Origin of the sequence: Nitrobacter sp. 62-23 (assembly GCF_001897285.1) — a bacterium.
Lineage (GTDB): Bacteria > Pseudomonadota > Alphaproteobacteria > Rhizobiales > Xanthobacteraceae > Nitrobacter.
Genome location: NZ_MKSM01000106.1, coordinates 3,612 through 28,786, shown reverse-complemented (window position 1 = coordinate 28,786; position 25,175 = coordinate 3,612). Strand labels below are relative to the sequence as shown.

The window sequence follows — 25,175 nt, the reverse complement described above, 5'->3', positions numbered from 1 at the left end:
GCTCGGGTCAGCTCGCCTCCGCAAGCAGCGACAGTTGATGCGGCTGCGGTTCGACGTCGGTATGGTCGGTGAGGCTGGTGGGATAGGCGCCGGTGAAGCAGTGGTCGGAGTATTTCGGATTGGCAGGATCGCGTCCCGGCTCGCCCATGGCGCGATACATGCCGTCGATGGAGAGGAAGGCCAGCGAATCCGCGCCGATGATGTCGCGCATCTGTTCAAGGCTGTGGGTCGCGGCCAACAGTCCGTTACGGTCCGGCAAGTCGATGCCGTAGTAATCGGGGTGAATGATCGGCGGCGAGGCGAGACGGAAGTGCACCTCCGTGGCGCCGGCATCGCGCATCATGCGCACGATCTTCTTCGAGGTGGTGCCGCGCACCAGCGAGTCGTCGATCAGGACGATGCGTTTGCCCGCAATCGCGGCGCGGTTGGCCGAATGCTTCATGCGCACGCCGAGTTCGCGGACGCTTTGAGCCGGCTGGATGAAGGTGCGGCCGACATAGTGGTTTCTGATAATGCCGAGTTCGTACGGGACGCCGGAGAACTGGCTGTAGCCGAGTGCGGCAGGCACGCCGGAATCGGGCACCGGCACCACCACGTCGACCTCGGCGTGGCTTTCGCGGGCGAGTTGCGCGCCGAACGCCTTGCGCACTTCATAGACCGAACGGCCGGCGACGATGGAATCCGGCCGCGAGAAATAGATGTATTCGAAAATGCAGGGCCGCGGCGGCATCGGCGGAAAGGGCTTGTGAATTTCAGTCTGGATGGTCCCGTCCTTGCGATGGAATACGATGATTTCGCCGGGTTCGATGTCGCGGACATATTTCGCGCCGATAATGTCGAGCGCGCAGGTTTCCGACACCAGGATCGGGCAACCGTCGAGTTCGCCGAGAACGAGCGGGCGGATGCCGCGCGGGTCGCGCGCGCCGACCAGCTTCTTGTTGGTCAGCGATACCAGCGCGTAGGCGCCCTCAATGGCCCGGAGCGCCTCGATGTAGCGCTCAATGAAACGGCCGCGCCGGGATTGCGCCACCAGATGCAGGATCGCCTCGGTGTCGGAGGTCGATTGCATCAAGGCGCCGTTGCTCACCAGCTCGCGGCGCAGCGTCAGCCCGTTGGTGAGGTTGCCGTTGTGGGCGACCGCGAATCCGCCGGCATTGAGTTCGGCGAACAGCGGCTGCACGTTGCGCAGGATGGTGCCGCCGGTTGTGGAGTAGCGGGTGTGGCCGATGGCCGCGCTGCCGGGAAGACCTTCGATCACCGCGCGGCGGGAGAAGGTGTCGCCGACGAGACCGAGGCGGCGTTCGGAGTGAAATCGCTGACCGTCGAAGGTGACGATGCCGGCGGCTTCCTGGCCGCGATGCTGGAGAGCGTGGAGACCGAGCGCGGTGATGGCGGCGGCGTCGGGATGGCCGAAGATGCCGAACACGCCGCATTCCTCGCGGAGCGTGTCGCCATCGAGATCGAAATCCGGCTCGCGCGCGTCACCGGAAGGGCTCTGCTGACAGTCCATTGCGCCTCGCACTATAGCATTTTCGAGCGAAGTAGTTACCGGTTCAGGTCAAACGTCGAAAAGCCGGAGTCCGACATCGATTCCATCAAAGCCGGAGTAGCCCTAGTGTTCCGCCGGTTTGCCGTCGATCAGCTTTTGCAGGCCGTCTCGGGCAGGCTTGGAGTAGCCGTCGGAGCCGGGGGGAGTCGGTTCCGTATCCGATTGATCCGCTTCCGGCTTATTCTTCTTGAGTTTGTTTAAGATGGTGTTCTCGGGATCGTCCGGCAATAGCGATTGCAGCCAGACGCCGGTGGAATTGAGCACCGTGAGCGACTTCGCGCCCGTGACCCAGTCCGGCCGCTGCTTGTCAGGAACCAGCCAGGTAAAGAACAGAAAGGCAACAACGACGATCAGCAGGCCTCGCGCCAGCCCGAACAGGAAACCCAGGGTGCGGTCGAGCGCGCCGATCCGCGAATCCAGAACCATGTCGGAAATGCGCGTCGTGAGGATCGAAACCACGATCAGGGTGCCGATGAAAACGCCGCCGATCACGGCCCCGGCCGCCAGCGTTTCGCTCTCGATATAGGTCTTGGCGAACGGCAACAGTTTCTGGAACGAGTAGAGCGTCGCCAGCGCGGCAATGCCCCAGGACGCGATCGACAGGATTTCGCGCATGAAGCCGCGGATCATCGCGAGCAGGCCCGAAATCAGCATCACGCCGAGCAGAACGAGGTCGAGGATGGTTATCGGCATCGGCTGTTCAGGTCCGCTCGTAAATCCAGGTCGCAAATCCAGGTCGTAAATCAAAGTAACCGAATCGGCGTCTCACTGCCGGTCCAGGCTGACGGTCATATGACGCGTCCCGCAAGGACCTTCGCGCAACATATCGTCGACCTCGCGGCCGCGCCGAATGTATAGCGGCGGCCGATGCGGAGGTCACGCCCGCTTTAGCCGTTCTGACGACGGAATCCGGGCGGTGTGGCATTTTTCTCCGGGTCGGTGGCCTTGGCGGGATGGCCTTGTCCGCGCGCGGCGATATCCGCCACCAGCGTCGTCAATCCGGCGACTGTATCAAGCGTCAGACCGGCATCGCCGCCGATGTCGCCACGGGCTGATTCGGGAAGCACGGCGCGACCGAATCCGAGCTTGGCTGCTTCCTTTAGCCGCGCCGAGGTCTGCGCCACCGGCCTGACCGCGCCTGACAGCGAAATCTCGCCGAAATACACCGCGTCGGTCGGCAACTGGGCATGTGTCAGCGAGGACACCAGCGCCGCCGCCGCGGCGAGGTCGGCGGCGGGCTCGCTGATGCGAAGGCCGCCGGCGACATTGAAATAGACATCGTGACCCGACAGCTTGACCCCGCAATGGGCTTCGAGAACCGCCAGCACCATGGAGAGCCGGTTCGAATCCCAGCCGACCACGGCACGCCGCGGCGTGCCGAGCGCGGTCGGCGCCACCAGCGCCTGCAACTCCACCAGCACCGGGCGGGTGCCTTCAAGGCCCGCGAACACCGCGGTGCCGGGACTGCCGAGGTCGCGCGCCGACAGAAACAGTTCGGATGGGTTTGACACCTCGCGCAAGCCGAGCCCGGTCATCTCAAAGACGCCGATCTCGTCTGTGGGACCGAAACGGTTCTTCACCGCGCGCAGGATGCGGAATTGCTGCGAGCCTTCGCCTTCGAACGACAGCACGGCGTCGACCATGTGCTCGACCACGCGGGGACCTGCGATCTGGCCGTCCTTGGTGACGTGGCCGACCAGGATCAGCGCCGCCCCGGACTTCTTGGCGAAGCGAATCAGCGCCTGCGCCGAGGCGCGCACCTGGGTGACGGTGCCGGGCGCGGATTCCACGGTGTCGGTCCACATGGTCTGGATCGAGTCGATCACCACGAGGCGCGGCACCGCGCCTTCGGACAGGGTGGCGACGATGTCCTCGACCGAGGTCTCCGCCGCAAGCTGCACCGGCGCGTCGGCAAGTCCGAGGCGTTCGGCGCGCAACCGCACCTGCGCGACCGCTTCCTCGCCGGAAATATAGACCGCGCGATGGCCCGCGCGGGCGAGCAAGCTGGTCGCCTGCGTCAGCAGCGTCGATTTGCCGATGCCGGGGTCGCCGCCGACCAGCAGCACCGAGCCGCGCACGAACCCGCCGCCGGTGACGCGATCGAGCTCGGTCATGCCGGAAGAAAGGCGCGGCGCGTCCTGTGTTTTGCCTGCCAGCGTTTCCAGCGTGAACAGCCGGCCCTTGCGCTTGGAGCGGATGCTGACCGGCATCGTCGTCGCGCCGGTTAAGTCCTCCTCGGCCAGCGTATTCCATTCGCCGCAAGCATCGCACTTGCCCTGCCAGCGGTTATACGCCGCGCCGCAGGTCTGGCAGACGAAGGAGAGGGCGGATTTTGCCATTTTCGATCGAGCCGGGCGCCGAGGTCACGACCCGGCTGGTCCGCCTTTGTAGATTCGATTGTAGCGGTCGCCGAGACTCGTCAGCACCTCGTAGCCGATGGTGCCGAAATGGTGCGCAAGTTCGTCCACGGTGATGCCTTCGCCGATCAGCGTGACGAAATGGCCGCGCCGCACCGTCGCACGAGATGGCAGGTCGGTGATGTCGACCGCCAGCAGGTCCATGGAAATGCGGCCCGCCACCGGGCATCGCGTTCCCGCCACCACGACGTCCGCTCCGCGGGTGCCGTCATTGCTGCCGCCGGCGCGGAAATAGCCGTCGGCATATCCCGCCGCAACGATGGCGAGCCGCGTCGGCCGCCGCGCTGTCCACGTTGCGCCGTAGCCAACGCTTTCGCCCTTGTCGACCATCCGGATATGCACGATCCGGGCTTTCAGCTCGACAACGGGCCGCATCGGATTGTCGGCTTCCGGCGTGGGATTGACGCCGTAGAGCGCGGCGCCCGGACGCACCAGGTCGAACGGATATTGCGGCCCGAGGAAAATGCCGGACGAGTTCGCCAGCGAAGCGGGAACGCCGGAGAACTGGCCGGCGATCTCGCGGAAGGCCGCAACCTGTCTGGCGTTGAGCGGATGATGGAGCGTTTCGGCGCAGGCGAGGTGGCTCATCACGAGCGTAATGCCGTGATCGCCGGCGACAATTCTTGGTATGAGCGCCTGCGCCTCGTCGAGGGCGAGGCCGAGGCGGTTCATGCCGGTGTCGATGTGGATGGCCGCGCCGCCAGCCCAACCGGTACGGCGGCAGAACGCGTCCCATTCCGCGAGTTCGTTAAGGTCGCCGATCACGGGCCGGCAATTGATCGCGGCGAAGGCGTCGCTGCAATTCTGAAAGAGGCCGTCCAGCACATAGAGATCGGCAGAGGGAGCGGCGGCGCGGACGGCGCGGGCCTCGCCGAGCGTGGCCACGAAAAACGTCTTGCATCCGGCGGCAGCCAGCGCGCGCGCCACCGGGCCGGCTCCGCAGCCATAGGCATTGGCCTTGACGACGCCGGCGCATTCGGCGGGCACGGCGGTCTTTTCGAGCTTGCGCCAGTTGGCTGCAATGGCGTCGAGGTCGACGGTGAGGGTGCCGATCGCCGCGTCAGCCGTAACCGCCATGTCGGCGTCGGCCGGCGTGCCGCTGGACGTCGTTCTGGAATCGGGCATGAGATTCATGCCGCATGCTACGCTCGGCTGCACGGCGGTTCAACCGCGCGAGCGGCGTGCTTAGATGGGCTGTAGATCAAATACGCTCGGGCAGGTGGCCGTCGTGCGCGAGATCGCTGAAGCGGGTGAACTGCCCCTCGAACTGCAACTCGACGGTGCCGGTCGGACCGTGGCGCTGCTTGCCGATGATGACTTCGGCCTTGCCGTGCACAAGCGACATATCGAGTTGCCACTTCTCGTATTCGGGCGTGCCCGGCCGAGGCTCCTTGTTCTGGAGGTAATATTCCTCGCGGAACACGAACATCACGACGTCGGCGTCCTGTTCGATCGAGCCGGATTCGCGCAAGTCGGCGAGTTGCGGGCGCTTGTCGTCACGGGCTTCGACCTGACGGGATAGTTGCGACAACGCGATGATCGGAACGTTCAATTCCTTCGCCAGCGCCTTCAGGCTGGTAGTGATTTCGGTGACTTCCTGCACGCGGTTGTCGCTGCGCTTGCCGCTGCCCTGCAGGAGCTGGATGTAGTCGACGATCAGCACGTCGAGTCCCTTCTGGCGCTTCAGGCGGCGGGCGCGCGCCGTCAGTTGCGAAATCGAGAGGCCGCCGGTCTCGTCGACATAGAGCGGCAGGTGCTCGAGTTCGATGGTGTGATCGCGGATCTTCTCGAAATCGCTTTCGGTGATGCCGCCGCGGCGGATATTGCTGGAGGCGATGCTGGTCTGCTCGGCGAGAATGCGCGTCGCCAGTTGCTCCGCCGACATTTCGCAGGAGAAGAAGCCGACGATGCCGCCATTGACGGTCTTCATCGTACCGTCGGGCTGAAGCTCCGACTCATGAGCCTTGGCGATGTTGTAGGCGATGTTGGTGGCGAGCGCGGTCTTGCCCATGCCGGGCCGGCCCGCGACGATGATCAGGTCGGAATGCTGCAATCCGCCCATTTTGGAGTCGAGATCGCGCAGGCCCGTGGCGATGCCGGACAGTTTTCCGTCGCGTCGGTAGGCGTTGGCCGCCATGTCGAGCGCGATCTTCATCGCCTGCGAAAATTTCTGGAAGCCGCCGTCGTAGCGGCCGGATTCGGCCAGTTCGTAGAGGCGGCGCTCGGCGTCCTCGATCTGCGCCCGCGGCGCGAAATCGACCGGCGCGTCGTAGGCGACGTTGACCATGTCTTCGCCGATGCGGATCAGGTCGCGGCGCAGCGCCTGCTCATAGATGGCGCGCCCGTAGTGGAGCGCGTTGATGATCGTGGTGGCCTCCGCCGCAAGACGGGCGAGGTACTGGCTCACGGTCATGCCGCCGATGTCGGTCTCGGCGGGAACGAAGGTTTTGACGGTGACGGGCGTTGCGACCTTGCCGGCGCGGATCAGGCTGCCCGCGGTCTCATAGATGGTCCGGTGGATCTCTTCGTAGAAGTGCTTCGGCTCAAGGAAATCCGAGACCCTGTAGAATGCGTCGTTGTTGACCAGAATGGCGCCGAGAAGACCTCGCTCCGCTTCGATGTTGTGCGGCGCGGTGCGATAGGTCGGCGTTGCCGTATCAGGCGCAAGCTTCAGGATCTTCGAATCAGCCATGGCTTTCGATTTTGACGGAGTTTTCGAGTATGGGGCACGCATAAGGCGCCATTGGGGACGGCGGAAGCATGCCGTCTCCCTTATGCCCGATTCTCACACCGGCTCGAATGAAACTTGAGGCGGAACCGTATCGAACTTGACGGTAACGGGCGACCGAACGGCCACCCGAATCAACTCACTCGCCCGCGATCTGAAGCCGCGGACGCTGTTTTCGCTCGATGCTTCGCAGTCTGGCTTCACCGCGCGGGATGTAGTCGCGTGTCATCGGCACAATGCCTTGCCGCCTGGTGATCTGGATCTGGAAATTCATCAGGTTCTGCTTGCGGAACGACATTTCCGAAGAGGCGAGATAAAACTCCCACATCCGCGCGAACCGCTCGTCGTAGAGCCGCACCGCTTCCTCGCGTCGCGCCATGAAGCGCTCGCGCCAGGCCTTCAGCGTTTCCGCATAATGCAGGCGCAGGATTTCAATGTCGCAGACCAGAAGCCCGGCGCGCTCGATCGCCGGCAGGACCTCCGACAGCGCGGGAATGTATCCGCCGGGGAAGATGTACTTCGCGATCCAGGGATTGGTGATGCCCGGACCTTCGGAACGGCCGATCGAATGCAGCACCATCACGCCGTCACGGTCGAGCAGTTCGGCGCAGCGCTTGAAAAAGGTGTCGTAATGGTCGACGCCGACGTGCTCGAACATGCCGACCGAAACGATTCGATCGAAAGGTCCGGACGTGTCGCGATAGTCCTGAAGCAGGAACTTCGCCGACCGGGCGAGGTTCTTTTCCTCGGCGCGAGCTTTCGACACCTGAAGCTGTTCGGTCGACAGCGTGATGCCGGTGACGTGGGCGCCGGTCATTTCCGCAAGATAAAGGCTCAGTCCGCCCCAGCCCGAGCCGATATCGAGGACGCGTTGGCCGGGCTCGACCAGTATCTTGGCGGTTACATGACGTTTCTTGGCAAGCTGGGCGTCGTCCAGCGTCAGGTCCGGGGTTTCGAAATACGCGCAACTGTATTGTTTGTCGGCATCGAGAAACAGCGAATAGAGGCGGCCGTCGAGGTCGTAATGGCGCGCGACGTTGTTTCTGGACCGACCGCGCGGATTGAATTGCTGGATGTTGCGAACGAGATAGCGGAGCCACCATTGCAGCTTCGCCCAGCGCGGCATGATGTCGGGCTGGTCGAGGATGATCGCCAGGAGGTCGGCGATCGATCCTCGTTCGACCACCATCGTGCCGTCGGTGTAAGCCTCGCCGAACGACATCTCGGGATCGAGCAGAAGCTGCCGTGCGACCTCTTTCGTGGTCAATCGCACCCGCACCGGCTGGCCGGTGCCGTCGCCGCATGTAAAGGTCATGCCGCTTGCGGTTACGAATGTAATCGAGCCGCGCTGAACAAACTGGTTCAGAAAAAACCGTAACAAACGGTCCATCGAAACCACCATCATCGCGAGGATGCGCCGGTCGCCCGTCGGCCGAGGATGACATCCCCGTTTCCCCAAGAACGATAATATCGACGGAACCGTTCCACCAATGCACGTATCGCAGGGCGGATACCCGGAATTGTGATCACGGGGTTGCGTTATCTGCGCGCTTCCATTCGCAACGTAATTGGCTAAAAGGTGGGCCCGCCGCAGTCGCGGTGATTCCGCACCCCGGAGGATGGAATGTTGAGCCGAGCGCTCAGTCTGGCGACGGCGATGCTCGTGATCGTCGGTTTCGCGACGGATCGCGTACGCGCGCAAAATCTCGAAGCGGGCAAGTCGGCTGCGCAGATCTTTTCAGGGAACTGCACCGCTTGCCACAAAGGCGCTCGCGGATTGCTCAGGACGGTGGCGCCCGGATCGTTGCCCGGTTTCCTGCGTCAGCACTATACCACCGGCCCCGACATGGCCCGAATGCTCAGCGCCTATCTGATCTCCAACGGAGCGACCGACGAGCGCTACAGGGCAGAGACCCCCAGGCGGCATCCGGGCGATCTGAAACCCGAATCCGAGCCGAGGCAGGCCGGGCGCCAGGGCAGGAAGCCTTCCCGCGAAGCGGAGCGGCCGGACGCGGATATGTCCGCGCAGGATGAACCGCGCGGTCGCAGGAGCCGGCATCACGGCCGCCACGCACGACCGGAGACCGAGAATCCGGAGGCCGCGCGGCCGGCTTCGGAGGATTCCGTCGCCAGGGAAGCGAGCAAACCCGCAACCAGGAAGAAGCTGGGCAAGCGCGGCAAGCAGGCGCCGGAGGAGTCGCCGAAGGCTGGTGCCGCCGGGCACGACGAAGCGGTCGAGAAGCCGGAAACGGCGAAGAGCGTACCATCGGCCGCGGAACCCGCCAAAGGCGATACGGCCGGAGACGCGTCATCCAAAACCGAAACGCCAAAAGCGAAAACTCCCAACGACCAAGCGGCCGACGAAAAAGCCGGCGCGGAGCAGGCGGGCAAGACCAACACCGGCAAGCCGGACGCGTCCAATCCCGGTTCGACCAATTCCGAGAGTGCCGGTACGGCCGAAACCAGCAAATCCGACGCAGGCAAATCCGAAGCCGCCAAGCCTGAGATGGCCAAGCCCGATACGGCCAAGCCAGATACGGCCAAGTCCGGCGCGGGGGAGTCCGATACCAGCAGGCCGGCCGAAGCTACGAGTTCGGGCGAGCCCAAGACCGTTCCGCTGCGCGCCGATCCCGTTCCGGCGGTGACGCCGGCGCCGAAGGCCGGAGAGGGCGACGTGAAGCCGCCATCCGAAGCTGCAACCCCGACGCCGGCACAGTCTCCCGCTGGCTCTACGGCTCAACCCTCGCCGTCGACCTCGGCTGAACCGGCAAAGCCGGCGGTGTCTCCGAAGGAGCCATCTTCGCCGGCAGGGTCCGCCACCTCATCCGAGCCGCCGCCGGTTTCCGGTGGGCCGTCTGAGCCGGCTTCGGAATAAAGCGTTTCGCGCGAAGCGGAAAACCGGTTCGCGTGAAGAAATGCGTCAAATCAAAATCACAGAGCCCCGCTTCTGATTCCATCAGAAGCGGGGCTCTATAAGCATCTTCCGGTCTCGCGCTTATTCTTCGCGCGAGCTTGTTCTTCGAGCGAGCTTGCGGTTGAGGCAAGCGGTGATCGATCGCTCCCTCGGCGTCTTGGTCGCCGTCAGGTCAGCGAGACCAGCCCGCCACCGTGGCGCTCCAGTCGTCCGGCCAGTTCCAGTTCAAGCAGGACGGTGCGCACGATCGCCGGCGAGGCATCCGCCATCCGGATCAGATCGTCGAGCCCGATCGGCATCGGGCCGAGCAGACCAGTGATGCGTGCGCGGTCGCTCGCCACCGGCTCTTCGGCTCCGGGACCGTCGTAATCCGGTTCCTCCGCAGGCAGATCGATCGGCCGTCCCATGATCGGTCGCACGGCGTTGATGACATCGGACGCCTCGGTGATCAGCGTCGCGCCCTGCTTGATGAGATCGTTGGTGCCGGCGGCGCGAGGATCGAGCGGCGAACCCGGCACGGCGAAGACCTCGCGGCCTTGCTCGGCAGCGACACGGGCCGTGATCAGCGAGCCCGAGCGATGCGCCGCCTCGATCACGACGGCGCCGAGGGCGATGCCCGAGATCAGGCGGTTGCGCCGCGGGAAATCGCGGGCGCGCGGCACATGGCCCATCGGCATTTCCGAAATCGCGCCGCCGTCTTCCAATACGGCCGCAAGCAGATCCTCATGCTCCGGCGGATAGATGCGATCATGGCCGCCGGCCAGCACCGCGACGGTGCCGCTCGCGAGGCTTGCGCGATGCGCCGCCTGATCGATGCCGCGCGCCAGTCCCGACGCGATGACGAAACCGGCGTCGCCGAGATCGTGCGCCAGCACCTGCGCGAACTTGTGACCGGCGCCGGACGCATTGCGCGAGCCGACGATCGCAATCATCGGACGCGCCATGACGGCGAGGTTGCCGCGCACGCCGAGCAGCGGCGGCGCGTCGTCGATGGTTGTGAGGTGTGGCGGATAACCGGCCTCGCCGGGTGCCAGCAGCCTGACGCCGATCCGCCGCGCGGCGGCCAACTCGTTCCGTGCCTCGGCTTCGCCGCATAGCCTGGCCGGGCGCGAAGCGCCCCCGCGTCGCGCCAGATCGGGGAGGCGGTTCAGCGCCTCCCGGGCGCTGCCGAAATGATTCACGAGCGAACGAAAGGTCCGCGGCCCGACGTTTTCGGAGCGGATCAGCCGCAGCCAGTCGAGCCGCTGCGCTTCGTTCAGTCGCCTGTCTGAATCCGCGATGTCCACGCCTGCCCCCGAGCCGCTGGAACATTTGCCCAATCTGGCTGCGGGGACAACCCGTGGATGCCGTCATCCTTATCGTAAGACTCACGGGACGAGACCAACCTGGCAATGTGAGGTGCCTCACGGCCGCGGGCGGCGCATCGCATTAAGCCTGTTGCTGCGTCGACGGGAGTCGTCGACCTAAGGATGGAGACGATCATGGACAACAGCATTCGCAAACTCGATATCGAGGAAATCAATGTCGTCAGCGGCGGCATGAAGTGGACGCGGGTCAACAATCCCGATGTCATTGACGCTCGCGGCGGTCAATTCACCGCGTTGGGCCTGACCTTCACCGTTGACCTTGATGGCCACATTACCAGCATCACCCCGCGATAGCTGGCTGTCTGCAAGTCTACGCCTTCGCGCCGATTTTGCCTTCGCTGCCAGCGATAAGACGGCTGATGTTCTCCCGATGCTTGAACCACAGCAGCACTGTCAGCACCGTGAACAGCGAGGCAAATTGCGGGTGTCCCAGTCCCCACAGCACGAGCGGTGTGGCGAGGCTGGCGAGCAGCGCCGACAGCGACGAGTAACGCGTCGTGAACGCGACGAGCAGCCAGATCGCGCAGAACGCGAGCGCCGCCGGCCAGAACAGGCCGAGCAGCACGCCGATATAGGTGGCGACGCCCTTGCCGCCGCGGAATTTGAGCCACACCGGAAACAGGTGGCCGAGGAATGCGCCCAATGCCGCGGCCATCGCGGCTCCCGGTCCGGATAAAAGCGATGCAATGACGACTGCTACCGTACCCTTGAGCATGTCGCCGATGAGCGTTGCCGCTGCGAGGCTCTTGCGTCCGGTCCGCAGCACATTGGTCGCGCCGATATTGCCCGAGCCGATCGAACGCAGATCCTGCGTGCCTGCGATCCGCGTGAGGATCATTCCAAATGGAATTGAGCCGAGCAGATAGCCGAAAACGAAGGCAATCAGGCCGTTGGGAAACATCGCAAAGGGACTCCGGACGTCAATGCCGCAGATGTAAACCATAGATCAGCCCGGTCGCGCCACGGCAGATATTTCAGATCGTCCGGAGCATCGAAATTCGACCATAACGGCTTGAGCAGACAATGATTTTTGCAAGTTACAGCCAAGAGCGCCTTCTCCTTCTGACAGCGTCAGAAGCGAGGGGTCTATGTTTTTGATTTACCGCTAATTTCTCCAAGCGAGCGGATATTCTTCATTCGAAACGCGATAGCGTCAGACGTGTTCGAATACCGTGCGCCCGCCGACGATGGTGCGGACGACCCGGCCCGAGAAGCGGGACTCGTCGAACGGCGTATTCTTGCATTGCGATTTGAGATCGGCGGGATCGAGGATCCACGGGACGTCAGGATCGATCACGATCACATCGGCCGGCGCGCCCGGACGCAACGAGCCGCCCGGCAGGCCGAGCAACTCCGCCGGCCGCGTCGACATCGCACGGATCAGCGTCTTGAAGTCCAGCTCCGCATTGTGCACGAGCCGCAACGCCGCCGTCAGCATGGTCTCCAACCCGATCGCGCCCGCCGCGGCTTCCGCGAATGGCAGGCGCTTGGTTTCGACGTCCTGCGGATTGTGATCGGACATTACCACGTCGATCAGGCCCGAGGCGAGCGCTGCGATCAGCGCGCGGCGGTCGTCCTCGCTGCGCAGCGGCGGCGAAAGTTTCAGAAAGGTGCGATACGGGCCGATATCGTTTTCGTTCAATGTCAGGTGATTGATCGAAGCTGATGCGGTGACGGGAAGTCCGGCGTCCCGCGCGCGATTGAGGATGTCGAGGGATTCCGCGCAGCTCAGCGAGGCCGCGTGGTAGCGTCCGCGGGTCAACGCCACGAGCCGCATGTCGCGTTCCAGCATGATCGCTTCCGCGGCCGCCGGAATGCCCATCAGTCCGAGGCGGGCGGACAACTCGCCTTCGTTCATGACGCCTTCGCCGACCAGATGGGCATCCTCGGTGTGATGGACGATCAGGGCGTCGAAGTCGCTGGCATAGGTCAGGGCGCGGCGCATCACCTGGGCGTTCATCACGCTTTGCGCGCCATCGGTGAAGGCGACGGCGCCGGCCGCCTTCAACAGGCCGATCTCGGTCATTTCCTTGCCGGCAAGGCCCTTGGTCAGCGCCGCCATCGGATGAATGTTGACGATCGCGGTATCGCGCGCGCGCCGAAGCACGAAATCGACAGTCGCGGAATTGTCGATCACCGGCGAGGTGTCGGGCTGGCAGACGATGGTCGTGATGCCGCCGGCGGCGGCGGCGCGGCTCGCGGACGCAAAGGTTTCGCGATGGCCGGCGCCGGGCTCGCCGACGAACGCGCGCATGTCGATCAGGCCGGGCGCGACGATCTTGCCAGCGCAGTTGACGATGTCGGTGCCCTCGGGCACGCCGGCGGCGCCGATGCCGCGCCGCGCATCGCGGACGACGCCGTCGGTAATCAACACGTCGCCGGGGGCGTCGAGGTCGCGCGCGGGATCGACGATGCGGGCATTGGCGAGCAGGACGGGGCGGCGGTCCCTCACCATGACGTCACGCTCGTCCCTCTCAGCGAATCGGGCGCACCCCTCGACGAGTCAAAGCCGGCGTGACTGTGCCCTCTCACCTTGCGGGAGAGGGCGGGAGAACCGTTCAATGAATAAATATGGGTGAGGGGGCTGTACCCCCCACCCGACTTTCTGCGTTGAGATGCGCGGGCAGCCTTCTCCCGCAAGGGGAGAGGGCGCGATAACGTTCGCCGTGCGTTTGAACAATGATGGCTGGCCTTACGCATTTGGCAGGTTCCTCGCCAGCGCCTCTAACACCGCCATCCGCACCGCCACGCCCATTTCCACCTGTTCGCGGATCAGCGACTGCGCTCCGTCGGCCACGATGGAGTCGATCTCCACGCCGCGATTCATCGGTCCCGGATGCATGACCAGCGCGTCGGGTTTTGCATAAGCGAGCTTTTTCTGGTCGAGGCCGAAGTAGTGGAAATACTCGGAACTCGACGGCACGAACGAGCCGCTCATCCGTTCGCGCTGCAGCCGGAGCATCATCACGATGTCGGCGCCGTTCAGTCCTTCGCGCATGTCGCGGGCGACCTCGACGCCCATGCGCTCGATGCCCGGCGGCAGCAGCGTGGAGGGCGCGACGACGCGGACGCGCGCGCCCATGGCGTTGAGCAGGATGATGTTGGAGCGGGCCACGCGCGAATGCAGCACGTCGCCGCAGATCGCCACCAGGAGCCCATCGAGCCGCCCCTTGTTGCGGCGGATGGTCAGCGCATCGAGCAGCGCCTGGGTCGGATGTTCGTGGGCGCCGTCGCCGGCGTTGATGACGGATCCGTCGACCTTGCGCGCCAGCAGTTCCACCGCGCCGGAGGCGGAATGGCGCATCACCAGGATGTCCGGATGCATGGCGTTGAGCGTCATCGCGGTGTCGACCAGCGTTTCGCCCTTGCGGGTCGACATCGACGATACCGACATGTTCATGACGTCGGCACCGAGCCGCTTGCCCGCGATCTCGAACGACGATTGGGTTCGGGTCGAGGCTTCAAAGAACAGGTTGATCTGGGTGCGGCCGCGCAGCGAGGTGCGTTTCTTGTCGATCTGGCGATTCAGTTCGACGTATTCTTCGGAAAGGTCGAGTAGGCCGGTGATGTCGGCGACGGAAAGGCCCTCGATGCCCAGCAAGTGCCGGTGTCCGAGGACAAAGCTCGATTTCGGAGGCGATGTCATTAAAGCCAGAGCTATAGGCAGAGTTTCCCGGCGGAGCAAGGTCGAATAGCGCCCAAGCGAGTTTTCCCCCGGTGATGCTCGCTTAGGGTAAACGCGAAGAATTGTGATGACGCGCCTGTTTCCGGCGTAAAGTTGGATGACCCCGGCCCGCGGAGGTTGATGCATGACACAGGCCTCTTTCAGAACCCATGAGGTGCTCAACCAGTCGCCGCCGTTCGAGGACGTCGACCTGTTCACGCTGGACCGTCCGCTCACCGAGGCGGTGGCTGCGAACGGCGGCATGGCCGCGTCGGCTGAACTGTCCGAATTTAGCAGGCACTGGGGTTCGGCGGCGATGGCCGCGCGCGGTCGTCTTGCCAACGAAAATCCGCCGAAGCCGCGGATCTTCGATGCGCGCGGCAACAGGCGCGACGAGGTTGAATTCCATCCGGCCTATCACGAACTGATGGCGCATAGCGCGCACGCGGGTCTGCACAATTCCACCTGGACGGCCGCCGGCAAGCCGGCCGGCGGTGCGGCCGAAGCGGTCCGTGCGGCGAAATTCTACATGGCCGCGCAGGTCGAGACCGGGCACCTCTGCCCGATCACCATGACCCGCGCCGCGGTGACGGCGCTCGCGGTGCAGCCGGATGTGCTTGCGAAAGTGATGCCCTTGATCGCGACGCGCGCCTACGATCCGTCGTTTGCGCCGTGGTGGGGCAAGCGCGGCATGACGCTCGGCATGGGCATGACCGAGAAGCAGGGCGGCACCGACGTGCGCGCCAACCAGACCCGCGCCGTGCGCGATGGCGAGGCTTATCGCATCACCGGCCACAAATGGTTCATGTCGGCGCCGATGTGCGACGCGTTCCTCGTGCTGGCGCAGGCCGATGGCGGGTTGACGTGCTTCTTCATGCCGCGCTTCCGTCCCGACGGCTCGGTCAACGTCATCCATTTGCAGCGGCTGAAGGACAAGCTCGGCAATCGCTCCAATGCCTCGGCCGAGGTGGAGTTCACCGAAGCATACGCCGAACGCGTCGGCGAGGAGGGCAGGGGCATCCGCACCATCATCCAGATGGTGCAGCTCACGCGGCAGGATTGCGCGATCGCCTCAGCGGGCCTGATGCGCTCCGGGCTGGCGCGTGCGTTGCATCATGCCCGCCATCGCAGCGTGTTCCAGAAACATCTCGTCGATCAGCCGTTGATGCAGGCGGTGCTGTCAGACATGGCGTTGCATGTGGAAGCGTCGGTGGCATTGGTGATGCGGCTGTGTCGCGCGTTCGATGAGGCGCCGGAGGATGCCAAGGCAGCCGCGTGGATGCGGCTTCTGACGCCTGCGGTGAAATACTGGGTCTGCAAAAGCGCGCCGGGCTTTCTGTATGAGGCGATGGAGTGCCTCGGCGGTAACGGCTATGTCGAGGAGGGTATTCTGGCGCGGCACTATCGCGAAGCGCCCGTCAACGCGATCTGGGAAGGCTCCGGCAACGTGATGTGCCTCGACGTGCTGCGCGCGCTGGCGCGCGAGCCGGAGGCGGCTGCGGCCGTGCTCGAAGACTTCGTGGCGGATACTAAAAGTCTGCCCGGCGCGGCGGAAGCGGTGGCATTTCTTGCCAACACTTTCCGCCGGCCCGATGGCGAGCGAGCCGCGCGGCAGGCGGTTGAGACGCTGGCGCAACTGGCCGCGGCTGCGGCCCTCAACAGGACCGCGCCGGAGCAGGCTGCGCTGTTCGCCGCGACGCGCCTCGGGAGCAGCCGCGGGCGCATGTTCGGCACGGCCGAATTGTCTGCCGCGCAGAGCCGCGATCTGCTTGAGCGCGCGCTGCCGTGAAGACGATCCACTCAAAGCCAGTGTTCTAGAACCAATCTAGATCATTGCGGTTGCGGACGAATTTTGAACCCCATAAACGATTGCGGTGGATCGTGCGACCGTGACGGCGTGCCGGCGTCGCAAACCCTGGCGGTTTAGTTTTAGCATCATGATTTTTTCTGCTTCTCGTTCTGTTCGTCCGCGGCCGCTGTCGCCGGTCGGGTCCGTTTGCGCGCGAGGGACAGCTTTCGTCGGGCGTGCAGAGAGGTATCCATGAGCTGGGACCTGCACCGGCTGTTCGTGCGACACGCGCGCGATATCACCGCGGCGCTGCGGCGTCGGGGACTGAGCGAGGAGACGGCGGCCGACATCACCCAGGACACGTTCGTGAAGGTTCTCGTCTCGCCGCCCGGCAATTCGGTGACGGTTCATAACCCGGCGGCCTATTTGTTTCGGGTGGCGCGAAATCTCGGCATCGATCACCAGCGCCGCGAGCGGGTGTTGCGTCGCGTCGATCTGTCGGCCGAGGATTTCGCCGCGATCGTCGACCCCGCGCCGTCTCCGGAAGCCGCCGTCTACGACCGCCAGAAGCTGGCGCTCACCAGGGCTGCGCTCTCCGAGCTGCCCGAGCGCACTCGCATCGCATTCGAAATGCACCGGCTCGACGACATGACGATTGCCGAGGTCGCCGCCGAACTCAATCTCTCAACCTCGCGGATCTGGTCGCTGATCCGGGACGCCTACGATCATATTGATGCCCGGCTGACCGGCCTCTGATAGGCTGCCGCTCAAAAAACTGAAAATTCTGGCCTGCCATTCGTATTCTTCGATAGGGAAGGCTTTGCCCGCGTGCCCTCGCGCGGGATGATGGACACATGGGAATGACCGAAGCGCCAGCAGAGGACCGCCGATTGTTCCATGAAGCGGCGGACCTCGCCATCCGCCTCCAGAACGACCCTGCCAATCCGGTTTCCGTCGACATGGTGCGGGCATGGGTGGCGCGCAGTCCCCGGCACGAAGCGGCGTGGGCCAGGGTCGCCGCGATCCACGGCATGACCGGAAAGGTTTTGACCGAACAGCGCAAGGCCGAGCGCAAAGCGGAGCGCAAGATCGCCGAGGGCGGAGTTGCGGGCATGTCGCGGCGTACGCTGGTCATCGGCGGCCTGATCGGCGTTGGCGCTGCCGCGGCTGGATCGGTGGCGGTGCCGCGCGCCCTCATGCGCGCGAGGGCGGACTACATGACGTCCACCGCCGAAATCCGGCGCGTCACCTTGTCCGACGGCAGCGAGATTATCCTCGGTCCCGATAGCGCGGTCGCGATCGATTTCACCGATGCGCGCAGGACCATCGCACTGTTGGCGGGAATGGCCTATTTCGACGTGGCGCGCGATGCCGCGCGTCCCTTCTCGGTCCTGTCCGGCGATCTCGCGGCGATGGCGCTCGGCACCGCCTTCGACGTGTCAAATGACGCGGGATTCGTTTCGGTCTCCGTGGACCGTGGCACGGTCGAGGCGAAAGCGGCCGATTCCGGACTTCGCCTCGGAGAACGATTGAATCCCGGCGACTGGATCACCTTCGACAACGCCTCGCACGGGGTCGTCCGCGGCACGCGGGAGGTCTCGCAGATCGCGGCGTGGCGGGAGGGGATGATCGTGGCGGAGCGGGAGACCGTCTCCGCGATGGTCGCCAGGATCGCCCGCTGGCAGCCGGGAAGCGTCGTCATGGCCGATCCGTTTCTCGGCTCCCGCGTGGTGAGCGGCGTGTTCGATCTTGCCGATCCGGTCGGAGCGCTCGAAGCCGTGGTTCGCCCGTTCGGCGCGAAGGTGCGCAGCATTTCGCGCTTCATGACCGTGATCTCGCCGGTCTGAAAAATCTCCCGCCAGAAAAAACAGAAAATTTCGACAGCCCGTTCGTAAAGCCCAATAAGGGACCGCATCGAGTGAGCGGCCGGTCCCGAATGACATTTCGGGGGTGGGTCGGATATGGGGCAAGAGTTTCCGGGGCATGGGTCTCGCAGGAACGATTTTTGCAAAAGCGATTTTTGCAAAGGTGTCAGCAAGGCGCTGATTGCGGCGCTGCTGGCGACGACGGCGGTCGTGGGCAGCGGCACGGTCATTCCGGGCCAGGCGTTGGCGCAGGCTCAAGCCGGTTTCAACATCCCAGCCGGCCCGTTGAATCAAGCCCTGGCCGCGTTCGGCAGGCAGTCGGGAATCCAGCTCTCCTATGAAGCGTCTATTGCGAGCGGCAAGACCTCGCCGGGAATTCAGGGAACGGCGACGCGCGAGCAGGCCATCGCGCGCATCCTGCAAGGCTCCGGCCTGAGCTATTCCTTCAAGGATGCGCGAAACGTACTGATTACCCAGCCGGGCGCGACGACAGGCGGCACGAGCGTGGCGGGCGCGATCTCGCTCGACACCATCGACGTGCAGGGCGCGACATCGAGCGATCCCGGCAGGACCGAAGGCACCGGTTCCTACACGACGGACCAGTCGTCATTCGGCAAGGGGCAGACGCTCAGGGAATTGCCGCAGACGGTCTCGGTGATAACGCACCAGCGCATTCAGGACCAAAGAATGACGACCGTTGAAGATGCGCTGGAGTACACACCCGGCATCACGGCTATGCGCTCATCCACTAATAGTTTTACCTTCTATTCCCGGGGCTTCCAGATCACGAATTACCAGATTGACGGCAACAGCCCGTTCTATGGGGGCGGTGATGGTTACAATATGCAGGGTCTGGATCTTGCCATGTATGACCGCGTCGAAGTCATGCGCGGGTCTGATGCGCTCTATGGCACGTCTGGCGAGCCGGGCGGTGTCGTCAATCTGGTACGCAAGAAGCCGACGAAGCAGCTTCACATGAATGCGGCGGTCAGCGGCGGAAGCTGGGACAACTACCGAGGCGATCTGGACGTGGGCGGCGCGCTCACCGAGAACGGCAGCGTTCGCGCGCGTCTTGTCGGCGTCTATGAGGATCGGAAGTACTTTTATAAATACGCCAAGAGTAAAAAGTATCTGCTTTACGGGATCGTCGAAGCCGACGTTACTGACAGCACGATGCTGACCGTGGGCAGTAATGTCATGCACCAGAATTTTGATGGATATAATCTCTTTGGCCTTCCGCGCTATTCGAATGGAGCCGATATCGGCCTGCCGCGCAATTTCTACCTTGGTGGCCCTGATGATCACTGGCTGAGAAATAACACCAAGCACTTCGTTCGCATCGATCAGGAGCTTGGAACAAACTGGACTCTCGGAATCGAGGCCTCGCGAGGTTTAAGCAAGAATAACCGTCGCGATATGTCGTGGGCTACGTACATCGATCCGGCCACTGGCACAGGGCCCGGAACATTCAGAGACAGAGATTTCAATTACGATGATACACAGGACACGCTCGACGCCGTGCTGAAAGGTTCATTCCATCTGCTTGGCGGTGAACACAAGGTGACTTTGGGAGCGAATATCAATAAGCGCAATTTTGACATGGCGTTGAGATGGCGCGACTCCAACGTTCCCCTGTCTCCCAATATCTTCGAGTACAATCCGTTCGATCATATTTCAAATCTACCCTACTATCCCACGTCTCGTTTTAAGGACAAGATCGTTCAGAAGGGGGTTTATGGATCGCTCGTCGCTCAACTTGCGGCCCCTCTGAAGTTGATCCTCGGAGGGCGGTTGAGTTGGTATAAATACGATAGCACCTCAGATAGTTTGGACCGGAATACGGGGGCCGTCACTGGCACATCCTTCGCTGGATACGAGGACAACAAGGTATTCACCCCTTATCTTGGTTTGGTCTACGATCTCTCCGAACGATGGTCGGCCTATGCGAGCTTTGCTGAAACCTACGTACCACAGGCGAACTATCATAAGGGACCTTTGCCCGGCACGCCGCTCGGTCCTGTCACGGGGCGTACTTATGAGGTTGGCGTCAAGGGTAGTCTGCTCGACGGTCGACTGAACACGGCGATTGCCCTGTATCATATCAAGCGCAACGGTCAGGCGATACAAGACCGCGCATATCCACCCACTCCCGGTGATCTCGGCAGCAATTGTTGTTATCTCGACAGCGGCCGCGTCATCAGCCAGGGTGTCGATTTTGAAGTGAGCGGCGAGGTCGCGGATGGCTGGCAAATTCAAGCCGGCTACACCTTCAACGACAACGAGAATAAGGCTGAAGGTGGCCGCTACAGTACGGTCACGCCCAAGCATCTGTTCAAATTATGGACAACCTATGCGTTTCAAGGTCCGCTTGAAGGCTGGAAGATCGGCGGCGGCGTGACCGCGCAAAGCTCATACTACCAGAGCGGGTTAATAAGGACATTCGTCAACGGACATTATGAGGGTCCTATGACACCCTTTGAATTTACCGAGCCGGGCCGCGCGGTGTTCGATCTATTTGTTCAATACCAAGTCGATAAGAACTGGTCCGTCGCTCTCAACGTCAACAATGTCTTCGACAAGAAATATTACTACGTTACGGATCAGAATCCGTACGCTGGTAACTATTATGGCGAGCCCCGCAACTTCCTGCTGACCACGCGGGCGAAGTTTTAAGCTCCCGTCCAATAAGGACGCGCTGGTTCGTCACCATGCAAGACCTCCCCCGCCGTTGTCGGGGCGTTCCTTCATGGCGGCTACGTCTACTCTCGCGAAATGAGCCGCGCGATCCCGAGAGGCCGGGCCTGCCGGGCGCGTGGTCGTGGCCGTTCCTGAAGGTCAGCGGCGCATGATGCCGACACGCCGGGTGCCGACGCGATGGATCGCGTGACGGCCCCGGTTTCCAGCGTGGCCCCGGGGGTTGCCGATCGTATCCCGGCCGCGTAGGACAGCTCAAATCTCTGCCGTCAGCAAGTGTCGAATTCGGTGGAGACCTGCCCGGCCATGACGAAAGGGAAGGTCGATGACGTCCGCCGAAGCGCCCGTGCCCCCTGTTGTGACGCCGCCGCTGCCTTCGCAACCGCGTTCGCCGCGAGCCTGGAAATTCATCGGCACCAGCCTGTGGGGCCTCGTGATATTTGCCGCGATGTTTGCCGGGCAGCTTTCGGTGCTGGCTTATTTCGTGCTTGCCGATCCCGCGCCGTTCAGTTTCGACAAGGTCACCGAACACGCCGGAAACGGCCTGACGATCGCGCTGTCGGTTGTCATGGGACTGCCGATGGCCTTGGCGGCGCTCTGGATCGCGATCCGGCTGTCCGGCGTGCCGCTCGCCGACTATCTCGCGCTGCGCTGGATCTCATGGCGGCATCTGCTGCTCGGCATCGTCGCTCTGGTCGTGCTCGTGCTTGGATGGGAAGGCGCGTTCTATGCCATGGGACATGAGACCTCGGCGGGTTTCATGGTGGACGTACTCAAGTCGGCGCAGGCCGAGGGCGCGCTGTGGCTTCTGGTCATTGCAGTCTGCGTGGTGGCGCCCGTCACCGAGGAACTCCTGACCCGCGGATTTCTTTATCGCGGATGGTCGGAATCGGTCCTGCGGCCCGCCGGCGCGGTCGTGCTGTCGTCGCTGGTGTGGACTGCGATGCATCTGCAATACGACTGGTTCTTCTTCGCCGAGGTATTTTCGATCGGGCTGCTGTTCGGCTACCTGCGCTATCTCAGCGGCTCGATCCTGCTGACCGTGATCCTGCATAGCCTCAACAATTTCGCGGCGATGTTGCAGACGTTGTGGATCGCCGGCCAGTCATGATCGGCGCCGGCGCGATCAGTCCGGCCCGCAGGATCGCCGCCGCGCCGCGAGCCGGTCGAGTGCGCCCTGCAGGATGAAGATCGCGGCGTGCTCGTCGATGACCTCGGCGCGCCTTGCGCGGCTCATGTCCAACCCGATCAGTTCTCTCTCGACGGCGGCCGTGGAGAGCCGTTCGTCCCACAGAGCGATGGCGAGGTCGGTAAGCCGCGCCAGGTTGCGCGCGAAGGCGCGGGTCGACTGCGCGCGCGGTCCTTCGCTGCCGTCCATGTTGATCGGCAAGCCCAGCACGAAGCCGACGGCGCTGCGCTCGCCCGCAATCGCAAGCAGTCGCGCGGCGTCCGCGGTAAACGTCGTGCGCCGGATCGTCTCGACGCCGGTGGCGAGACGGCGATCCGGATCGGAGACAGCCACGCCAATGGTCTTGGTGCCGAGATCGAGGCCGACCAGCGCACCGCGCTGCGGCCAGTGCAAGGCGGCTTCGATCAATGGCAGGACGGGGGCGGGCATCGCCTCGCATAACATGGGCGCGAGACATGGCAAAACGGCGCTCCGGCGGGACGCATCGAGGCGTTTGAACCCTTTGCAGGTTGCAAGAGGAACAGCGCGCGGTTGCGGCGCGAAAGCTGGTTCTGCTATACGGCGAAAACCTTGACGGGCGCGGTTCCGAGCGACGGCGAGGCTCTGCACTCTATATAATGTCTGGGGCTCGGTGTATCATGTCTGTCGATGCCGCTACCGTCCGCCGTATCGGGCACCTCGCGCGGATCGCGATCAGCGAGACGGAAGTTCCCGCGCTTCAGGACGAACTGAATGCAATTCTCGCATTCGTCGAGCAGTTACAGGAAGTGAACGTTGACGGCGTCGAACCGATGACCTCGGTGATCCCGATGACGATGAAAAAGCGGGCCGATGTGGTGAATGACGGCGGCATCGCCGACAAGATTGTCGCCAACGCGCCGGTAACGGATGACCATTTCTTTCTGGTGCCCAAGGTCGTCGAATAACAGGTTGTGAGCCCATGTGTCTGCTGTGCGGCGATGAAAAGGCCTATCGGGCCTATATGGACTATCTCGATGCCATGGAGCGCCGGGGCGAGACGGCTGATCCCGACAAGGCGATCGACGCCGTTCTCGGCAGGATTCAGGCGGACGAAAAAATCCGGGTCGCCGATCCCCGGAACGACAAGACACTGTCTGTCTTCGCCTGCAGCCGGGTCGATCGATGACGGATCTGACCTCGCTGACGCTCGCCGAGGCCCGTGACGGTCTCGCCGCTAAATCGTTTACGGCGATTGAACTGACCGACGCGCATCTGGCGGCGATGGAGCGGGCGCGCGCCCTCAATGCCTATGTGCTGGAGACGCCGGAGCGGGCGAGAGCGATGGCGCGCGAGGCCGACGCGCGGATTGGCAAAGGCGAGGGCGGGCCGCTTAATGGCATTCCGCTCGGCGTCAAGGATCTGTTCGCGACCGAAGGCACGCGGACCACGGCATGTTCGCAAATTCTCGACGATTTCAAGCCGCCCTACGAATCCACCGTGACGTCGCAGCTCTGGCGCGACGGCGCTGTGATGCTCGGAAAACTCAATAACGACGAATTCGCGATGGGCTCGTCGAACGAGACCTCGCGCTTTGGCCCCGTGGTCAATCCGTGGCGACGGCAGGGGTCCGATGCGAAGCTGGTCCCCGGCGGTTCGTCGGGCGGGTCGGCCTCGGCGGTGGCGGCCGGACTGTGTCTGGGCGCGACCGCGACCGACACCGGCGGCTCGATCCGCCAGCCCGCCGCCTTCACCGGCACCGTGGGCCTCAAGCCGACCTACGGACGCTGCTCGCGCTGGGGCATCGTCGCGTTTGCATCGTCGCTCGATCAGGCCGGGCCGATCGCGCGCACCGTGCGCGACGCCGCCATCCTGATGCGCTCGATGGCCGGCCACGACCCGAAGGATACGACCTCGGTCGATCGCGCGGTGCCCGACTATGAGGAGGCGGTCGGCAGATCCGTGAAAGGGATGAAGATCGGCCTTCCCAGGGAATATCGGCTCGACGGCATGCCGGCGGAGATCGAGAGGCTGTGGACGCAGGGCGCGGAGTGGCTGAAGGCCGCGGGCGCCGAACTGGTCGAGGTCTCGCTGCCGCATACGAAATACGCGCTGCCCGCTTATTACATCGTGGCACCCGCCGAGGCGTCGTCGAACCTCGCGCGTTACGACGGCGTCCGTTACGGCGCCCGCGTCGATGGCCGCAATCTCGTTGAAATGTACGAGAATACGCGCGCGAAGGGCTTTGGCGCGGAGGTCCGCCGTCGTATCATGATCGGCACCTATGTCTTGTCCGCAGGTTACTACGACGCCTATTACCTTCGTGCGCAAAAGGTCCGCACCTTGATCAAGAAGGATTTCGAGGATTGCTATGCGGCCGGCGTCGAGGCGATCCTGACACCGGCGACGCCATCTGCCGCCTTCGGCATCGGCGAGAAGGCCGGCGCCGATCCGATCGAGATGTATCTTAATGACATCTTCACCGTGACGGCGAACATGGCGGGCCTGCCGGGTATTGCGGTGCCCGCGGGCAAGGATGCCCGGGGTCTTCCGCTTGGACTGCAACTGATCGGCCGTCCGTTCGATGAAGAGACGCTCCTTTCGCTCGGCGAGGTCATCGAGCAGGCGGCGGGGCGCTTTACGCCGGAGGTGTGGTGGTGACGCCGGATGCTTTCAAGGCAAGTTTGACGAACGCCGAGCCACCGCAGGGCGTTTCGGCGCCGCTTGCGGCATTATGGTGGGCCGCGAAAGGCGACTGGAACAAGGCGCACGTTATCGTGCAGCCGGTGCTGGGGGCAGAGGCCGCGTGGGTGCACGCCTATCTGCATCGGCTTGAGGGGCGCGAGATCGGCAATGCCGCCTACTGGTATCGCCGCGCGGACAAGCCGTTTGCGAAAGGTACATCCGAGGACGAGTGGAACCAGATCGTCGTGGAATTGCTGGGTGGCGGGGGCGGCTAGAGCATGTTTCCTTTGGATGGAATCAGCAACCTGGCCGGGGCAAGCCCGGCCATGACGGATCAGCTTGTTTCCGTCACCACG

22 protein-coding genes are annotated in these 25,175 nt (G+C 63.7%); 11 read left to right on the top strand and 11 right to left on the bottom strand.

From position 1 onward, the window contains the following. Positions 1 to 7 precede the first annotated feature (7 nt). From purF to BGO16_RS11215, 6 genes are all read right to left on the bottom strand, one after another. Positions 8 to 1,510 carry an amidophosphoribosyltransferase gene (purF, locus tag BGO16_RS11240; protein ID WP_292618791.1) on the bottom strand — a complete coding sequence of 501 codons (1,503 nt, stop codon included), beginning with the start codon at positions 1,508 to 1,510 and terminating at the stop codon, positions 8 to 10. Between the two features lie 102 nt (positions 1,511 to 1,612). Continuing rightward, positions 1,613 to 2,242 carry a CvpA family protein gene (locus BGO16_RS11235; protein ID WP_292618789.1) on the bottom strand — a complete coding sequence of 210 codons (630 nt, stop codon included), beginning with the start codon at positions 2,240 to 2,242 and terminating at the stop codon, positions 1,613 to 1,615. Between the two features lie 194 nt (positions 2,243 to 2,436). Then, positions 2,437 to 3,888 (bottom strand): DNA repair protein RadA, encoded by a 1,452-nt coding sequence (gene radA, locus BGO16_RS11230; RefSeq protein ID WP_292618787.1) that lies wholly within the window; start codon positions 3,886 to 3,888, stop codon positions 2,437 to 2,439. Positions 3,889 to 3,912: 24 nt separating this feature from the next. After that, positions 3,913 to 5,043, bottom strand: coding sequence for an alanine racemase (gene alr / locus BGO16_RS11225; RefSeq protein ID WP_292618805.1), 1,131 nt, complete (start codon positions 5,041 to 5,043; stop codon positions 3,913 to 3,915). Between the two features lie 124 nt (positions 5,044 to 5,167). Beyond that, the gene (locus tag BGO16_RS11220) at positions 5,168 to 6,658 is read right to left on the bottom strand and encodes a replicative DNA helicase (RefSeq protein ID WP_292618786.1); all 1,491 of its coding nucleotides are present in this window, start codon (positions 6,656 to 6,658) and stop codon (positions 5,168 to 5,170) included. Between the two features lie 175 nt (positions 6,659 to 6,833). Then, positions 6,834 to 8,084, bottom strand: coding sequence for a cyclopropane-fatty-acyl-phospholipid synthase family protein (locus BGO16_RS11215; protein ID WP_292618785.1), 1,251 nt, complete (start codon positions 8,082 to 8,084; stop codon positions 6,834 to 6,836). A gap of 234 nt (positions 8,085 to 8,318) precedes the next feature. Between BGO16_RS11215 and BGO16_RS11210 the strand changes: the two genes are divergently transcribed. Next, positions 8,319 to 9,569 carry a hypothetical protein gene (locus BGO16_RS11210; protein WP_292618784.1) on the top strand — a complete coding sequence of 417 codons (1,251 nt, stop codon included), beginning with the start codon at positions 8,319 to 8,321 and terminating at the stop codon, positions 9,567 to 9,569. A gap of 206 nt (positions 9,570 to 9,775) precedes the next feature. Here the strand turns inward: BGO16_RS11210 and dprA are convergent, their stop codons facing one another. Further along, a complete protein-coding gene (gene dprA, locus BGO16_RS11205; protein WP_292618783.1) occupies positions 9,776 to 10,894 on the bottom strand; it encodes a DNA-processing protein DprA in 1,119 nt (372 codons plus the stop codon). 195 nt (positions 10,895 to 11,089) lie between these two features. Here dprA and BGO16_RS11200 point away from each other — a divergent pair, with 195 nt between their 5' ends. After that, positions 11,090 to 11,269, top strand: a complete 180-nt coding sequence (locus BGO16_RS11200; RefSeq protein ID WP_292618782.1) for a hypothetical protein — start codon at positions 11,090 to 11,092, stop codon at positions 11,267 to 11,269. A 16-nt stretch (positions 11,270 to 11,285) separates the two neighbouring features. On the opposite strand, the gene plsY is transcribed toward BGO16_RS11200, so the two are convergent. The 3 genes from plsY to BGO16_RS11185 all read right to left on the bottom strand — a co-directional run bounded on the left by plsY (position 11,286) and on the right by BGO16_RS11185 (position 14,621). Beyond that, positions 11,286 to 11,876: a glycerol-3-phosphate 1-O-acyltransferase PlsY gene (gene plsY / locus BGO16_RS11195; protein ID WP_292618804.1), complete on the bottom strand. Its 591-nt coding sequence runs from the start codon at positions 11,874 to 11,876 to the stop codon at positions 11,286 to 11,288. Between the two features lie 252 nt (positions 11,877 to 12,128). After that, on the bottom strand, positions 12,129 to 13,430 hold the full coding sequence (locus BGO16_RS11190; RefSeq protein WP_292618780.1) for a dihydroorotase: 1,302 nt from the start codon (positions 13,428 to 13,430) through the stop codon (positions 12,129 to 12,131). 237 nt (positions 13,431 to 13,667) lie between these two features. Further along, positions 13,668 to 14,621: an aspartate carbamoyltransferase catalytic subunit gene (locus BGO16_RS11185; RefSeq protein ID WP_292618778.1), complete on the bottom strand. Its 954-nt coding sequence runs from the start codon at positions 14,619 to 14,621 to the stop codon at positions 13,668 to 13,670. Between the two features lie 163 nt (positions 14,622 to 14,784). Here BGO16_RS11185 and BGO16_RS11180 point away from each other — a divergent pair, with 163 nt between their 5' ends. The 5 genes from BGO16_RS11180 to BGO16_RS11160 all read left to right on the top strand — a co-directional run bounded on the left by BGO16_RS11180 (position 14,785) and on the right by BGO16_RS11160 (position 22,098). Next, positions 14,785 to 16,428 (top strand): acyl-CoA dehydrogenase family protein, encoded by a 1,644-nt coding sequence (locus tag BGO16_RS11180; protein ID WP_292618776.1) that lies wholly within the window; start codon positions 14,785 to 14,787, stop codon positions 16,426 to 16,428. Between the two features lie 252 nt (positions 16,429 to 16,680). Then, positions 16,681 to 17,184: a sigma-70 family RNA polymerase sigma factor gene (locus BGO16_RS11175; RefSeq protein ID WP_292618775.1), complete on the top strand. Its 504-nt coding sequence runs from the start codon at positions 16,681 to 16,683 to the stop codon at positions 17,182 to 17,184. A gap of 104 nt (positions 17,185 to 17,288) precedes the next feature. Further along, positions 17,289 to 18,275 (top strand): FecR domain-containing protein, encoded by a 987-nt coding sequence (locus tag BGO16_RS11170; RefSeq protein WP_292618774.1) that lies wholly within the window; start codon positions 17,289 to 17,291, stop codon positions 18,273 to 18,275. Positions 18,276 to 18,389: 114 nt separating this feature from the next. Further along, complete coding sequence (locus tag BGO16_RS11165) at positions 18,390 to 20,966, top strand: TonB-dependent receptor (RefSeq protein WP_292618773.1); 2,577 nt, start codon at positions 18,390 to 18,392, stop codon at positions 20,964 to 20,966. A 346-nt stretch (positions 20,967 to 21,312) separates the two neighbouring features. Next, a complete protein-coding gene (locus BGO16_RS11160) occupies positions 21,313 to 22,098 on the top strand; it encodes a CPBP family intramembrane glutamic endopeptidase (RefSeq protein WP_292618772.1) in 786 nt (261 codons plus the stop codon). A gap of 15 nt (positions 22,099 to 22,113) precedes the next feature. Here the strand turns inward: BGO16_RS11160 and ruvX are convergent, their stop codons facing one another. Further along, on the bottom strand, positions 22,114 to 22,605 hold the full coding sequence (gene ruvX, locus BGO16_RS11155; protein WP_292618771.1) for a Holliday junction resolvase RuvX: 492 nt from the start codon (positions 22,603 to 22,605) through the stop codon (positions 22,114 to 22,116). A gap of 209 nt (positions 22,606 to 22,814) precedes the next feature. On the opposite strand from ruvX, the gene gatC reads away from it, so the two are divergent. The 4 genes from gatC to BGO16_RS11135 are packed head-to-tail and all read left to right on the top strand — an operon-like array spanning position 22,815 to position 25,094. Further along, positions 22,815 to 23,102, top strand: coding sequence for an Asp-tRNA(Asn)/Glu-tRNA(Gln) amidotransferase subunit GatC (gene gatC / locus BGO16_RS11150; RefSeq protein WP_292618769.1), 288 nt, complete (start codon positions 22,815 to 22,817; stop codon positions 23,100 to 23,102). A gap of 14 nt (positions 23,103 to 23,116) precedes the next feature. Continuing rightward, entirely contained in the window at positions 23,117 to 23,323 is a 207-nt protein-coding gene (locus BGO16_RS11145; RefSeq protein ID WP_292618768.1) for a hypothetical protein, read from the top strand. Continuing rightward, on the top strand, positions 23,320 to 24,795 hold the full coding sequence (gene gatA / locus BGO16_RS11140; protein ID WP_292618767.1) for an Asp-tRNA(Asn)/Glu-tRNA(Gln) amidotransferase subunit GatA: 1,476 nt from the start codon (positions 23,320 to 23,322) through the stop codon (positions 24,793 to 24,795). Before BGO16_RS11145 ends, gatA begins: the two co-directional genes overlap by 4 nt. Beyond that, complete coding sequence (locus BGO16_RS11135) at positions 24,786 to 25,094, top strand: hypothetical protein (protein ID WP_292618766.1); 309 nt, start codon at positions 24,786 to 24,788, stop codon at positions 25,092 to 25,094. The genes gatA and BGO16_RS11135 overlap by 10 nt, the downstream gene beginning before the upstream one ends. The last annotated feature ends 81 nt before the right edge of the window (positions 25,095 to 25,175 follow it).

Coding starts and splice junctions, on each gene's coding strand:
- plsY (WP_292618804.1), bottom strand. CDS start 11,876: ATGTTTCCCAACGGCCTGATTGCCTTCGTTTTCGGCTATCTGCTCGGC.
- purF (WP_292618791.1), bottom strand. CDS start 1,510: ATGGACTGTCAGCAGAGCCCTTCCGGTGACGCGCGCGAGCCGGATTTC.
- BGO16_RS11170 (WP_292618774.1), top strand. CDS start 17,289: ATGACCGAAGCGCCAGCAGAGGACCGCCGATTGTTCCATGAAGCGGCG.
- BGO16_RS11145 (WP_292618768.1), top strand. CDS start 23,117: ATGTGTCTGCTGTGCGGCGATGAAAAGGCCTATCGGGCCTATATGGAC.
- BGO16_RS11160 (WP_292618772.1), top strand. CDS start 21,313: ATGACGTCCGCCGAAGCGCCCGTGCCCCCTGTTGTGACGCCGCCGCTG.
- radA (WP_292618787.1), bottom strand. CDS start 3,888: ATGGCAAAATCCGCCCTCTCCTTCGTCTGCCAGACCTGCGGCGCGGCG.
- BGO16_RS11185 (WP_292618778.1), bottom strand. CDS start 14,621: ATGACATCGCCTCCGAAATCGAGCTTTGTCCTCGGACACCGGCACTTG.
- BGO16_RS11180 (WP_292618776.1), top strand. CDS start 14,785: ATGACACAGGCCTCTTTCAGAACCCATGAGGTGCTCAACCAGTCGCCG.
- BGO16_RS11165 (WP_292618773.1), top strand. CDS start 18,390: ATGGGGCAAGAGTTTCCGGGGCATGGGTCTCGCAGGAACGATTTTTGC.
- alr (WP_292618805.1), bottom strand. CDS start 5,043: ATGGCGGTTACGGCTGACGCGGCGATCGGCACCCTCACCGTCGACCTC.
- BGO16_RS11210 (WP_292618784.1), top strand. CDS start 8,319: ATGTTGAGCCGAGCGCTCAGTCTGGCGACGGCGATGCTCGTGATCGTC.
- BGO16_RS11215 (WP_292618785.1), bottom strand. CDS start 8,084: ATGGACCGTTTGTTACGGTTTTTTCTGAACCAGTTTGTTCAGCGCGGC.
- BGO16_RS11200 (WP_292618782.1), top strand. CDS start 11,090: ATGGACAACAGCATTCGCAAACTCGATATCGAGGAAATCAATGTCGTC.
- BGO16_RS11190 (WP_292618780.1), bottom strand. CDS start 13,430: ATGGTGAGGGACCGCCGCCCCGTCCTGCTCGCCAATGCCCGCATCGTC.
- ruvX (WP_292618771.1), bottom strand. CDS start 22,605: ATGCCCGCCCCCGTCCTGCCATTGATCGAAGCCGCCTTGCACTGGCCG.
- gatA (WP_292618767.1), top strand. CDS start 23,320: ATGACGGATCTGACCTCGCTGACGCTCGCCGAGGCCCGTGACGGTCTC.
- BGO16_RS11235 (WP_292618789.1), bottom strand. CDS start 2,242: ATGCCGATAACCATCCTCGACCTCGTTCTGCTCGGCGTGATGCTGATT.
- gatC (WP_292618769.1), top strand. CDS start 22,815: ATGTCTGTCGATGCCGCTACCGTCCGCCGTATCGGGCACCTCGCGCGG.
- BGO16_RS11175 (WP_292618775.1), top strand. CDS start 16,681: ATGAGCTGGGACCTGCACCGGCTGTTCGTGCGACACGCGCGCGATATC.
- BGO16_RS11220 (WP_292618786.1), bottom strand. CDS start 6,658: ATGGCTGATTCGAAGATCCTGAAGCTTGCGCCTGATACGGCAACGCCG.